The sequence below is a fragment of the Aquirufa sp. genome (assembly GCF_044377215.1).
In the GTDB taxonomy this organism is placed as follows: Bacteria; Bacteroidota; Bacteroidia; order Cytophagales; family Spirosomataceae; genus Aquirufa.
In genome coordinates this window covers 1-14468 of record NZ_JBILJM010000043.1, presented here as the reverse complement: position 1 = coordinate 14468, position 14468 = coordinate 1, and the positions used below count along the sequence as shown (strand labels likewise).

Genomic DNA, 14468 nt, shown 5'->3' with positions numbered 1-14468 from the left:
CGCGCCGACTGTTCACCTGCAAATTAGGTACGCAACCTATCCCAAAATCGAAGCGTACCGAGCTGGCGCAAGAAATTACACAGCGCCTTAAAATAAACGAAGAGGAGTTATCTTACTTTGTTGTCGAGGGTACAACCAGCAATTCAGCCTATGTACAAGGCGATAATACCATCAAGATCGTCGATAAACAAGGGCAAGTGGTCGAGTTAGCAGAGGCTTCTGACTTACCGACCATCCAAGCATTAAGTAAGATTGTAAAAAAATACTATTTTTGTTGCCCAAAGAGCGTATATTTGCAAGGCGAATTGAGTTCTTAAATTGATTCTTTTTCACCTAAGCCAATATTCATCACGCATGAAATTTACTGTTGACCAAATAGCGACAATCCTCCAAGGCACAGTATCAGGCGATGGTTCTCAATTCATTACTGCTTTTGACAAAATCGAAGAAGGTAAACCCGGAAGTATTTCCTTTCTGTCCAATCCCAAATACGAATCTTATTTATACGATACCAATGCCACAGCAGTCATTGTATCCAAAGATTTGGCATTGAAAAATAAAGTAAAATCCACCCTCATTTGCGTGGATGACCCATACGTAGCATTTACCATCCTATTGCAAAAATACCAAGAAATGACTGCCAAGCGCGAAACAGGTATTTCTATTCACGCCATTATTGAAGCAGGAGTCAACGTAGGAAAAGACATTTTTGTAGGTAGATTTACCAGCATTGACTCACACTGTAAAATAGGCAAAAACACAAGTATTCATAACCACGTGAGCATTGGCAAAAACGTACACATAGGCGAAAATTGCATCATTTATCCAGGTGTTGTAATTTATAACGACACGATCATTGGCAATCATGTAGTCATTCATTCCAATGCGGTAATCGGTTCCGATGGATTCGGCCACGCGCCACAAGCAGATGGATCGTTTAAAGCGATTCCCCAACTAGGCAATGTGGTCATTGAAGATAATGTCAGTATCGGCGCAAATACCACGATAGATCGTGCAACCATGGGTTCTACGTTCATTCGTACAGGTGTCAAAATCGATAATCTAGTTCAAATTGCACATAATGTAGACATAGGTGCAAACACCGCCATCGCTGCACAAACAGGCATTTCAGGTTCTACGAAAATTGGCGAAAACTGCTTAATCGCTGGTCAGGTAGGCATCGCCGGCCACCTAACGATTGCAGCCAAAACAATTATAACAGGTCGGGCTGGCGTAACCAAATCGATCAAGCAAGCTGGACAAGTAATAGGCGGATATCCAGCCGTGAATAATGCCGAATACTTAAAAAGAAGTGCGTTAATTCGCCGACTACCCGAATTATTTGATCAAATAAAAAACATTAAATAGGCTTACTTTCTTATGTATAATAAGCAACATACCATTACCAAATCAGTATCCTTATCCGGCGTAGGCTTGCATACAGGTGTCGTAGCAAATATGACATTTTTGCCAGCACCAGCAAATCACGGAATTAAATTCCAACGCGTAGATTTACCGGGTCAGCCCATCGCAGATGCCGATGTAGACTATGTAGTAGACACGTCACGTGGAACGACAATCGAACATAATGGTGCGCGTATCCATACCGTTGAGCATGTTTTGGCTGCCATGGTAGGTCTTGAAATTGACAATATTTTAATTCAATTAGATGGGCCCGAACCTCCAATCATGGATGGAAGCTCAATAAAATTCGTTGAAGCTTTACGCGATGCCGAACCAATTGAACAAGAAGCACACCGTAAATTCTTTGAATTACCTGAAGAAGTCCGATTTAAAGACTTAGATAAAGGAATTGAATTAGCCGCTTTGCCACTAAACGATTACCGCATCGCGGTAATGGTGGATTATAATTCGAAATTCTTGTCGAGCCAACATGCCAACCTATCGCATGTGTCCCAATTTGAAAAAGATTTCTCCATGTGCCGGACTTTCTGTTTTGTGCATGAGTTAGAAGCACTTTATAATTCAGGTTTGATTAAAGGAGGGGATTTAAATAACGCCATTGTCATCGCAGATCGCGATTACACAGAAGCGGAATTAGGTCATATTTCGAAAGTTCTAGGCAAACCACAAGTTTCCATTTCAAAAGATGCCGGTATCATGAACAATACCAGTTTGCATTACTCAAATGAAATGGCACGCCACAAATTATTGGATGTAATGGGCGATTTGGCGTTAGTAGGCCGACCAATCAAAGCGCAGATTTTAGCGTCACGTCCAGGTCATGCATCCAATATAGAATTGGCTAAAAAGATTAAGAAATTAATGTTAGAAGCGGAGAAAAATAATGTTCCAATTTACGATCAAAAGCAACCTCCGATCTTCTCGCATCAACGAATCTACGAATTACTGCCTCATCGCTATCCTTTTCAAATGATTGATAAAATCATTTATTTGGACGACAACAGTGTAATTGGCGTGAAAAATGTAACCATGAATGAGAATTATTTCATGGGACACTTTCCCAACAATCCGGTCATGCCAGGCGTTATGCAAATCGAAGCAATGGCGCAAACAGGTGGTATTTTAGTATTAAGTTCCGTACCAGATCCCGAAAATTACTGGCCTTATTTAGTTGGCATCGAAAACTGCCGCTTCCGAAAATCAGTCATTCCCGGTGATACCGTCATCTTTAAATGTGAATTAACGGCACCGATTCGTCGAGGTATTGCCAAAATGATCGGTAAAGCATACGTTTCTGGACAAATAGTATGTGAGGCTGAAATGACAGCAAGTCTTGTTAAAAAATCTTAGGTAAATTATATGCAAACACTTTCTGTCATCCATCCAGAGGCTAAAATTGGCACCAATGTAACCATTGAGCCTTTTTCAGTCATTCATGCTGATGTTGAAATAGGAGACGGAACGTGGATTGGTTCCAATGTAACCATCTATCCAGGAGCCCGAATCGGTAAAAATGTGCGTATTTTCCCAGGTGCCGTTATATCAGCGATACCACAGGATTTAAAATTTGGTGGCGAAACGACAACTGCTGAGATTGGCGATAATACAACCATTCGTGAATGTGTAACGGTTAATCGTGGTACGGCCGACAAGCTTAAAACAGTAATCGGTCAAAACTGCCTAATCATGGCTTATGTCCATGTAGCGCATGATTGCCAAATCGGCAATCACTGCATTTTAGCAAATGCGGTACAATTAGCTGGTCATGTAATTATGGATGATTATGCGATTATTGGTGGCTCATCAGCTGTACACCAATTCGCACATATTGGTCGGCATGTCATGATTTCAGGCGGATCTTTAGTCCGCAAAGATGTACCACCATTTACGAAAGCTGGGCGTGAACCACTTTCCTATGCAGGTATCAATTCCATCGGATTACGTAGACGTGAATTTAGCGATGAGCAAGTTGCTGAGATCCAAGAAACCTATCGCTACATTTACCAAAAGGGATTAAATAACCAAGAAGCACTTACGCAAATCGAAGAACATATTCCCGCATCGGCCTACCGCGATGAAATAATCAATTTCGTTCGCGATTCCGAACGTGGTATCATGAAAGGGTAAATAGCCTATGAAGATCATTGCAACTGGTGTTGAGAAAAAATTCCGCAAAGAATGGATCTTCAGAAAACTAGATGGAACATATTCCGCTGGACAATCTTATGCGCTAGTTGGGCCCAACGGCACCGGAAAAAGCACTTTACTAAAGATTTTAGCCCAATTTTCATTACCTACCCACGGTAAAGTTGAATTCGTGCATGTTGATGGAACGGTCATTCCAACAGACAAGGCGCATCAGTACGTAGCCTTTGCTGCTCCCTATGCTGACGTTATCGAAGAGTTTACACTTAGTGAATTAATCGGTTTTCTTCAAAATCTCGGATTTATTTCCGCCGAACTAGACCTACTCAGCTTCGAAAAATACATGGAATTGAGCCCAGGAAAGGGGAAATTGATTAAAAACTATTCATCAGGCATGAGGCAAAAAATTAAATTGGCCTGTGCACTCCTTTCTCCCCGACCAATTCTTTGCCTAGATGAACCAACCTCCAATTTGGACGAACAAGCTAAACAATGGTTTATTGCCAAACTCTACGAAAATAGATCTAAACTAATTTTCATCGCTTCGAATGAAACCATAGAAATCGGGCTATGTGATCACCTGATAGCAATCGCCGATTATAAAAACTAACGGAACTTCAGCCACAAGCGCAACTGAATCAGCGCAAAAAAGACTAGGTTAAAACCAACAAAAAAGCTTATACTACCTAATTCTAGTACTCCTTTACTTATTACTTGGTAATGTTCAAAAAGGGAAATGGATTCGAGGTAAGGGAGTTCTTGAGGGACTTGCCAACAAACAAAATTGAAAAGTACGCCGAGCACAAATGCGAGTGCTTGTTTTTCAACTAAAGCAGACGCTAAACAGCTAAGCGATATAAATGAAAAACAAAGTAGGAGAATACTGATATAGCCACCTGCAACTAACGAAGCATCGTAATTACCTATCGGATTGCCCAGTTGGCCTATCGAATAAACAAATACTCCAGTAGGCAATAAAACAACCATCACAACAATAAACAAACCTAGCAATTTACCCAAGGTTATCGCTTCCATCGAAATAGGCAAGCTGCGCAATAAATCAAATGTTTTTAACTCGAACTCCTCCGCAAAAGAACGCATGGCAAGAGCTGGAATAAAAAACAAAAAGAACCAGGGATTTAAATCAAAAAATACGGTTAGTTCAGCAAAACCAAACTCCAAAATATTTCCAGTCAGATACCAAACATACAGACTCAATAGCACATAAAAAGCCACCATGACGCCTAAGCCAATGAACGAACTGAAAAATGCCTTAAATTCTTTTTGAATAATAACCCACATACCTATTCGTCGAAAACAGATTTTTCGCGCTTCAATACACCTGAAACAATCAAACCTAGAATAAACATAAACAAGGTTGTAACGAATACAATAATCACAAATTGAACCCCAGGCCCCATCATCATCTTCGTGATTTTCTCCGCGTCCTCAATTTGACTCTCCGTTAAGCCTTGTTCTTCCAATCGCTCCCGCGCTAAATCAAGTTGCTTTTGAACTACCCCATTATCAATAAATTGTAAATAGATGTAATTAAATGCCCCTGCAATTAACCCCCAAATAGCACCCAATAAAGCAGAGGCTCCTAAACCTTGCCCATAACTCATAAACCCATCATTTTCAGCACGCACCTCCCGCAAAGCCAAAACTAAAATTGTTACATTAATGACAAGCGTGACAATTGTGGTAACCCATCCTAGGGTCTCCGAAAAATCATCCTCCAACCCACTATATTTGGTTATAAGTGTAAAAATAAAGCTCAATAATCCGCCTATAGCGCCCCATTTTAACAAGATTATACTTGTTGACGATCTTTGAGTATCCATGTTATTTATTGTTTAAAGTATAATGAAATTAATAGATTAGGTAAAAAAGCTAAGGCCAACTTTTGGCTAAAATCATCTTTGGCAATACTATACGCATCAATTCCGCGAATTCCTTCTTGCAATTGTGTGTAATACCCCGCTCCTTCCTGTTGGATGATTTCCTTCTGATACTGAACCAACTCGTGTAAACTACCACCAACATATTCCTGTAACCATAAAATACCAGTTGGACTTTGATAAAAGAAATACAAAAGCGAAGCTGATAAGGCGGCCGTAAATACTACATATATATATTGAAAACCAAACAACTTCAAAAAGTGAACGGAACTACCGCGGTTTTTACCCACAAACAATTTCGCTAATATCACCTGTCCGCATAAAATGAACACATAATTAGGTGCCTTCTTTCCTCCTAACGGGATAATGCCATTTTCATGAACAATATAACAATAGGCGATTAATGAAAATAGAGTAACTATGGCAACTAGAACCAAGCGAGGCAATTGAGAAACAAAATCTTTCATCTTAGTTTTTGGTCAACGAGTCACCTTGAATGACATAACGTATTTGATGTGCGAAGGTATGTCCTAGAAAGCAGCTATTCTTGGATTTACTCTTGATCATCGACTCAGCATATGGTTCTTGAGGTTCTTCAGTAAAGACCAAACCTTGACAAGTCGCACCTACTTTGAGTTCAGGTAACTGAATTCCAAGTAATTGAGCAGGTTTAAGGCTTATAAAATCGAGTGCATGTTTAATCTTACGATCCATAGCGGCTTGCGCAAAAGCGACAAACAGCGTTTCAAGGCCAATCGTACCAAATGATGCATGATCAAATTCCACCGCTTTCGATTCAAACTCAATCGGATGATGATCAGAAACAACGGCATCAATCACGCCCGTTTTAATTCCATTCCACAAAGCTTCTAAATCTGCCTCCGTTCTGAAGGGAGGGAAAACTTTTCTATTTGTATCAAAATCAGCAACCGCAGCTTCCGTAAAAACCAATTGGTGCACCGCAACATCTGAAGTCACTGGTAAACCTTCTGCTTTCGCTTCTCGAATTAATTCAACAGATTCGGCCGATGATAAGCAAGAGAAATGTAATTTAAACGAGCTGGAGGCCCCACCAAAGTCATGGGTGCGCACATATCTCAGTAAATCCAAATCGCGTTTGATACTTAGTGTTTCTGCTAGTACAGGAATTCCTTTTAAACCTTGAAGTGTTGACTGAAGTCCTTCATGAATTTGACCATACATTGACAGAGAAACAGTATCTGGACGAGAAACCACGGTTACCGGCAAGGTCTGCAAATACTGAAGGCACTTAGCCATTAAATCCACGTGCTGCAACGAACCAGCCCCGTGGCCAAACCACGATGCTCCTGATTGATGTAGATCAAATAACTCCGCAAAATTTTCGCCTTTATTATCCAAAGTAAGTGGAGCCATGGCATGGAACCCTTTCTGCCTAATAAACTGGATCGATTCAGCCGTTTGCGCCACCGGCTCTCCCGTTGGCAATAAAACCATATCCAAAACACCACCATGCAAAGCTGCCGCTTGCAATGTGGACCAATCCTCCCTAAACTCACCACCCGGTAACGTATGGTGAACGCGCAAATCAACTACGGAAGGCGACCATGAGGCATCCTTTTCCTCAATCACGACATCCGCCGAAGCTTGAATGGAGGCAGAAATCTCAATCCACTGTCCATTTTCAGCCAATAGATCCATGCGCTTACCGAAAAATTCGGAGCGACTATCTTGAATGGTAACTTGCTTAATTAATATCCGCATGTCGTTTCTAAACTAAAAAAAAACCCTGAAAATCAGGGTTTAAAATATCAATGAGCTACAAATGCTTGATAGGTTGCTACGTCCATTAAGGAATCTAAGTCGCCTAAATCACTTGGTTTTAATTTAATAATCCAACCAGCACCGTAGGGATCAGAATTTACTAATTCTGGGCTATTGTTTAATTCGGTGTTAAACTCAACCACTTCGCCAGCGACAGGTGAGAATAAATCAGAAACTGTTTTCACCGCTTCTACTGAACCGAAAACGGCATCTTTAGCGACCGATTTACTTACGGATTCTACTTCGATAAAAACGATATCTCCTAATTCACCTTGAGCGAAATCGGTAATACCCACAACCGCAATATCACCTTCTAATCTAATCCACTCGTGCTCTTGCGTATACTTTAATTCTGCTGGGAAATTCATATGTACTGTTTTTTTGCTTGCAAAGGTCACGAAAATCACGCGTGAATGCAATAGTTTTTTCTAATTATTCACTTAAACTATATCGGATTTGGAAACCACCTGCGGCTGTTGATCGGAAAAAAGCATTGGAAACTAATGGGTTATTCATCATGCGATCGAAATAAGCTGTTACCGATAATTTGTCACTAACCGCATAACTTAATTGAGGACGGAATTGGAAATTGATAAATCCTTGCGTCACAATCGTCTCTGCATCTAATTTTCGTTGCAAGGTTCGCGTATCTCGAATGGTTAAATTCATATTGAATCGCAAATCGTTTGGTAAACGAACGGACCGACCATTAATTTTAAAAGGAATCAACATATTAGCTCGCGTGAACCCGATCGAAAAGGTCAAATCTTTATTGGACAATTCGGCAACTTGCGAGTTGGCTAAATTCAATCCCACATTCCGGTCCTGATTATATTCCAAACGTAGGGTAACCCGACTTTTCGTTATCGCATTTACGCCGATTAATGGTGAGAAACGTTCCGTGAATGAAATCGTACTCATCACGTAAACTGGAATTAAATTATTTGTTACCGGATCAAATCGAGATGATAATGGATACAATAAACTATTCAATGTCAAATTCCGGAAGTCATTCTCAAATTGACCATATTCCAATGAAGACACAAAATTACCCACACTATACGTGCTTGAGTACATGTGCGTAATGGTAAATGAACTGAATTTCTTCGTGATCCATGGCAATAAATTCAAGCCATTATAGTCAACCTTCCAGTTAGGAAGCGGCAAATTATAGAAAGGTGAGAATTTGACCTTGTCCGCAGGAACGCCAGAATAAGCCGCAAAAAAAGCAGGAATCAATACATCTTGGGAATTTTTATTATAAGCCCCACCCTCTCCAAAATTCGCACGATTTAACCGATCCAAGATGACTTGTCGGTTCGTCCGAAACGATTCAAAAACACTTTCCGCATTTTTAAATGCAGTAACAAATGAAAGAAAGGACATCGAATAATTCCCTGATCGTAAAGGACTCTCACTCCTAAATGGTCCACCGAGAACTGTTGGCCTATAAAATTCTTGATAATTATCGCCTTTGGTATAATTTCCATCTAACGTCACACGGAAATCTTTGGTGGGCTCCAGCTGCGTCGTGTATGTAAACCGCTGGTTACGTAACTGGGTAAAAGGGATATTTTGATACGTACTTTTAGAAAGCCAACCATTTTCTGCGGCTTTAAAACGAATGGCATCGCTTTGGCCACCACTAATAAAATCAAAACCAGGTGCTCCAAAATTTCCATTCATTCCAAATTTCCCGGGAGGCAACAAGAATCCCGGCAGGGTCGTTGATTCATTAATCGAATAATTCACTTGAATACCGCGTAAAGTCAGTAATAAACGCGTCACAGAACGTAATGCATTTTTAGGTGCGATGTAAATATCATCCTCATCACCGGGGTTACGCGCCACATTCTTACTGTCGGTCGATGGCGTATTTGCCCAGCGCAATGCACGGATGCGGTTATACAACGAAACAAAATCTACCTTACCTGAGATGCCTCGTTCACGCGTATTTTTAATAATATCACCAAAAGCTATTCCATCGTCATCACTAATATTCAAGGAATTTGCATAGTAATTATACCCCACACGGTGCGTATAATCCGCATTCATCCAATCAGTTAGAGGCAATTTCTGCAATGGCAAGCGCCAAATCATTCCCGCTTGTTGGTCAAACTCCTTTGCCCGACCCAAGGCCTTGATATTTGTAATTACATAATCATCGTATCCCGGTACAATAATATCACCAAGGGGTTCATCAATAATCGCATTAACCCGCGTGTTATAATTCAGCACCATACTCTTCGTCAAATTCCAGTTGACAGCGTACTGTCGGTTGAAAAACCAGTATTTTTCAAATAAAGGAGTCACACCCAGCGTAGAGAAATCAGAATTACGCAATTGGGTCTTGACAAATGATCGATCCATTTCCGCCCGCACAGCAATGGAAGAAGGAATTAAATTAATGTTAAAGTCTTTCAGTAAACTCACCCATTGCGAATTCCAGTTCGTTTTTCCGAATGGCTCCCAGAAAATTGAATTGGCAGCATACGTATATTGGACACTTCCACGCTGACTAAGCTGCCGATAGGTATCAATCAACACACTTGATCGTATCATTTCAGCTTGCGCATACGAGAAGGAGAAATTTGAGAAATCCCATAAATAGGCATGCTTCGCTAAAGCAGACCGAACCTTACGTACGTTGGTAAAATTAAAACCTTGTCGGGTAGAACGATCTTCCACTAAACGCCGGTAATCATCCCCCAAAGGTTTATCCGACAAGAATATGTCCGGATCCAATGGATCAAATTGGGGAGAGATAGCCCGATTATCATAGGTAATAAAGAATGGAATACGGAAACCCCAGTTGGCAGGCAAAAACTTATCCAAATTCAAATTAGCTGTAATCCCATATTCTAACATGTTATCCCGAGAACGTTCCGATATTTTGGACTGAACACCACCAAAACCATAGTTTTTAAATGCTCCATTAAATGTCACCTGACCTAAATCGGCTAATTTAATCGCCATTTTCCCCAATGCCGCCGAGCCGGAAGTTTGGTCAAAACCAGATGCTCGCAACTCATTCACCCAAACACAGAATGATTTGTTCTGTGTATTTTCTCCCGGATTACGCACCCCAATCATCAAGGTCATGCTGGCACTCTGATCAGGCCGACCCATCACTGTAATCTTATATTTCTTACCCGTTGAGCTTGTCATAATCAGGCTAAATCGCTTATCCAACGATTTCCCTTGTCGGTCACGCTCAATTTTTACTTGCTTCAATAAATCGAATTCAACATCAAACTCATTCTCCATGGGCCATATCTCTAAGTCCAAACTCTGCCCCTTTTGTGTCTGAATCAAATTCGCATTCTCCACCTCATAGTAATTGTCAGTCAAATCCGTTCCTATCCGCATAAATGCAGCTACATTACCCACATTCGCATCTTGACTTTGCATCGAAACAAACATGCGCAAACGCTTGTAATTAATAAAGTCGAACATTGTGTTTTTAAATACACCGCGCGCATCACCTGGACGAAGATTATCGACACATAAACTCATCGACTGCTCATTCAAACGTGCATTATTGATGGTAGTGACGTCTTGATCACGAACAAATCCTGGCGGCACAACATACGGAATCGTATTCACACCCTTAGACGCGGGACCATTTTCTTCAATATTTACACTTGTCACACGTAATTCAGTGCCCGGTGTTTCTGGAATATCCTGTCCATTTCTTTGATCTAATTGCCCAATAAACTTACGATATGAATAGCCCGACAACTGTAATTGAGCAAAACGAAGTACGACAGGCTCTTCAAACTCCTTCAACATCATCCGGAAAAATCGAATCGATTTAAAACCCGTAATGCCATTGACAGCTTTATACTTACTCTTGTCCTTGATTGGTATACGGAATAAAAACCAGTCGACACCACCCTCTGTGATTTTATCGACGATGAAGTTTTGGCCAACTTGCATGCCTTTTTTCAAATCAACTTCATATTCAAAATAAGATTCTACTTCATTAATGGTATTATCATTATTCAAATCCTCCCGATCTGGCATCATGCTATTCGCTTCCGTAATAATCGCGTTTGTTGGATTATCCGTATTAGGTGAATTATTCTCTAAACCCATGTATTGCTTATATCGCTGAATAACACTTGGGGTAGTTTGATATGAGTCGCTCAAATAATGGACAAAATCATCTCCCGCAGGATCTTTTTGAATGGCCGCTAGAGCTGCGCTATTGGTAACTTTCGTCCGCGTCTGATTTAAATAATTACTAAAATAAGTCGTTTCAGATAGGTTGCCTGCCTCAGTGGTCACGTTTGGCAAACCGTCTAAACCAACATCTTGCTGCGCACGGCCACCTTGATTATCAAATGCATTAATGACAAACTGGCGCTTGGGTGCAATACCGTAATTTGTCTTTTCCACATTACCTCGAACCGCATCGATAATCTTCTCCCCCGCTGGAATTCCATTCTCAAAATTTGAATATCCATCAGGCACAAAATCCTCTGATACATCCCCTAAATGGAACATTAATTTTCCACCCTTGGTATTATTTTTATTAAAAATTCCATCGCGAATCTTTCCTGTTTCTCCTTCCACAAATGGATTCATTAGCCAAAATTCAATCTGCTCAACGTTTGCATTATCAAAATCAGTATCCGCTAAAATGGCACGTGTAATTGCCCCAAAATTCGTTTTTGGATTTACGAGTAGCCCGTCGGCCGATAAATTTGGATTAAAATTATAGATACCACGCTCTGCTGGGAAATAGGCCACATCCAATACGCCAATGGGCAAATTCGTAATATTATTAGCAAAATCTTTGTTGGGAAATAAACCTTTTGGCGTAACTACCCGCTCATAGGCATACGCATTAATCTCCGCCGCATCGAGTCCAGGAACATCTAATGCAAAGCCTCCCTGACCATACAAACTGGCATCTACTGTATATGCTGAAATCTTTGCTCGCTTAAAATTAGAAGCTAGTTCACGCGGATTCGTTCCTGCTGAAAAATCTACTGGCACAGATCCAGGTTTCCACATGGTAGGCTGGCTACTCATCGAATAAACCACCCGAGCAGACTCAAAATCGTCAATAAAGGCATTTCCCTGTACGCGATCATTTACGTTAGGAAGTAATTTTGCCGCTTCACCTTGAAAATCAATAACTGAAGTTTCCTTGGTCGAAATGAATGGAAGCGCATCCAGCATCCGCGTTAAGCCATTTGATTTCTTCAAAAGTGATACATCAAAACCTAACAACGTATTATTTACCGGCTCATTCCCTATCGCTACACGACGCAAAAAGGCAGGTGGCGTTTCACTCATTCGCTGGACAGTCGCACCCAAATGTATATCCTGACCTAAATTATAATCGAGTCGCGTACCCAGTAATGAACGCACTTGATTCGTAAACAAATCTGGTTTCTCATAACAAATCTTTAACTCGCGGCCCGAATTAAATACCCCTTCATTGATAATTTTAACTTTTCCCGATTGCCCTTCCACAATAAAATCAGATCCTGGACTAAGGAGTTGGCCTCCTGCAGAAACGGTCACCGACTTAGGTTCCACACCAAAAGGCAAATTAATATCACCTCCCGCACCAGCTTGAAATGAACCTTTTAAGAAAAATTTGTTTTTTGTTGCCAACTGCTGTGCGTCGGTAAGCGTCTTTTTATATAAATCCGTGAAAATGTATTTATCAAGCAGACTTGGATCGGACTTTAATTTTTCAGCCAAACTTGAACCAAATGGCTCCAAAACAGGGAAAATAATCCGACCATTTTTTGAGTCAATAGTTATGTCTTCCACATAATCAAAATTACCGTCTGGCTGGGGATCACCCGCATAATTCAATTTATCTAAGCCTAATAAATTCACATATGGCGTATCCTTGATAGGGGCTATTCCTTCAATAATATTTGAATTATCAATGCCGGTTGCATCATCTTTATACACAATGCGCAACTGAAAATTTTGTTTGGATAGCGCACTTGTATTCAATGTGTAAATATTCTTCATCATTAAATCCCACATTGGATGTTCCAAGTGGTTTCGAACAGTAGATGATTTTAACATTTTTAAAACTAAAACCTCATTGTCCTGACGAATCTGATAATCTTCCGTTAGCTCTCCTACTTTATACCGGCGGCCATTCAAGGTGTATTCGTATGCAACCGCAAGTACCTCATCGTTTCGTAAAGGAGCTACTAAAGAGATGTAACCCAACTGCGAATTGAACTTAAACTCACGCTCATTTAGTCTTTTGGCACCTTTTAACATGTCAAAGTCTGTTCCGCGGGTAAAACCATATGTTGATTCTAACTCAAAAGAAGCTTGATCAGACCGACGAATTTGCGCGTCATTAGTCAATTTTTGGAATAACGTATTTGCATTATTATCTACATACGTAGATCCAGCATTGACTTGAACGCGTGGATTATAGGGCTTAGGTTCTGCCAAATCGCTCAAAGCAACTAAATTTCGTAAGGTTTCTGTACTCTGGGTACGGTTTGTAACATAGACCTCAACACGGGTAACCGTTATACCGCTCACTATCACAGGCATATTTCGCAACGCACGCTCGTAGTTATTTCGAAAATAGGTTGATAAAAAGAAATGCCTATTTTCATCATATTGATCAGCCCTGATTTCGAAGGATCTTCCTTGCGTACCGCCTTTTAACGTAATGCAATCCTGCTTGGAACGCTGCTGCGCGGCAACAACCGTCACATCCAAATTCCCAAAACGCATCAATGTCTTTAAGCCAAATAAATTCTGAACACCAGGAATTAACTGAGAATTCAACGTCCAAGACGTATTTCCTGCCTCAATATTTTGTAAAATATCTTCTTCTTGCGTCTTCCAATTCAGCTTAAGTTGATTCTGAAAATTGAAACTAGCCTTCGTATCAAAGTTTGTATTCAAATTCAACTTATCCCCAATCTTACCCTGAAAATTTATTTGTGCTTGTTCGTTGAAAAACAAATTGCCCACATAGCGCAATTGTACTGGAATCGAGGGATTGTCAACAAACTGACCCATGTAACCAATGTCCAACAATAAACTCCCGTTCGGTTTAAAGTAAATTTCAGATCCGCCAAAAATTCGATCAATCGAAGGTGGTAATTCGATTTTGGGAAAAAGTCCGCGGCTTTGGATGGAATTATTCCCATCAATGCCTTTCGCATAATCGGCCCAAAAACTTCGATT

Annotated in this window: 10 protein-coding genes and 1 pseudogene; 5 read left to right on the top strand and 6 right to left on the bottom strand. The window is 40.5% G+C overall.

The window, feature by feature from the left end:
- From ACIQ6T_RS10450 to ACIQ6T_RS10430, 5 genes and pseudogenes are all read left to right on the top strand, one after another.
- Positions 1–317: pseudogene (locus ACIQ6T_RS10450) on the top strand (phosphohydrolase); the annotation flags it as partial.
- Between the two features lie 37 nt (positions 318–354).
- Positions 355–1368 carry a UDP-3-O-(3-hydroxymyristoyl)glucosamine N-acyltransferase gene (gene lpxD, locus ACIQ6T_RS10445; protein WP_395786135.1) on the top strand — a complete coding sequence of 338 codons (1014 nt, stop codon included), beginning with the start codon at positions 355–357 and terminating at the stop codon, positions 1366–1368.
- Positions 1369–1380: 12 nt separating this feature from the next.
- Positions 1381–2775 carry a bifunctional UDP-3-O-[3-hydroxymyristoyl] N-acetylglucosamine deacetylase/3-hydroxyacyl-ACP dehydratase gene (locus tag ACIQ6T_RS10440; RefSeq protein WP_395786133.1) on the top strand — a complete coding sequence of 465 codons (1395 nt, stop codon included), beginning with the start codon at positions 1381–1383 and terminating at the stop codon, positions 2773–2775.
- 9 nt (positions 2776–2784) lie between these two features.
- Complete coding sequence (gene lpxA, locus ACIQ6T_RS10435; RefSeq protein ID WP_395786131.1) at positions 2785–3552, top strand: acyl-ACP--UDP-N-acetylglucosamine O-acyltransferase; 768 nt, start codon at positions 2785–2787, stop codon at positions 3550–3552.
- A 7-nt stretch (positions 3553–3559) separates the two neighbouring features.
- Positions 3560–4180 (top strand): ATP-binding cassette domain-containing protein, encoded by a 621-nt coding sequence (locus tag ACIQ6T_RS10430; RefSeq protein WP_395786129.1) that lies wholly within the window; start codon positions 3560–3562, stop codon positions 4178–4180.
- Here ACIQ6T_RS10430 and ACIQ6T_RS10425 read toward each other — a convergent pair.
- The 6 genes from ACIQ6T_RS10425 to sprA all read right to left on the bottom strand — a co-directional run.
- Complete coding sequence (locus ACIQ6T_RS10425; RefSeq protein WP_395786127.1) at positions 4177–4872, bottom strand: ABC transporter permease; 696 nt, start codon at positions 4870–4872, stop codon at positions 4177–4179. The genes ACIQ6T_RS10430 and ACIQ6T_RS10425 overlap by 4 nt on opposite strands.
- A gap of 2 nt (positions 4873–4874) precedes the next feature.
- On the bottom strand, positions 4875–5414 hold the full coding sequence (locus ACIQ6T_RS10420) for a DUF4199 domain-containing protein (RefSeq protein ID WP_395786125.1): 540 nt from the start codon (positions 5412–5414) through the stop codon (positions 4875–4877).
- A gap of 5 nt (positions 5415–5419) precedes the next feature.
- Complete coding sequence (locus ACIQ6T_RS10415; protein WP_395786123.1) at positions 5420–5938, bottom strand: hypothetical protein; 519 nt, start codon at positions 5936–5938, stop codon at positions 5420–5422.
- Position 5939: 1 nt separating this feature from the next.
- Positions 5940–7214 (bottom strand): dihydroorotase family protein, encoded by a 1275-nt coding sequence (locus ACIQ6T_RS10410; RefSeq protein ID WP_395786121.1) that lies wholly within the window; start codon positions 7212–7214, stop codon positions 5940–5942.
- A gap of 47 nt (positions 7215–7261) precedes the next feature.
- A complete protein-coding gene (gcvH, locus tag ACIQ6T_RS10405) occupies positions 7262–7642 on the bottom strand; it encodes a glycine cleavage system protein GcvH (RefSeq protein WP_395786119.1) in 381 nt (126 codons plus the stop codon).
- Positions 7643–7706: 64 nt separating this feature from the next.
- The coding region (sprA, locus tag ACIQ6T_RS10400; RefSeq protein ID WP_395786117.1) for a cell surface protein SprA at positions 7707–14468 on the bottom strand (6762 nt) is incomplete at its 5' end.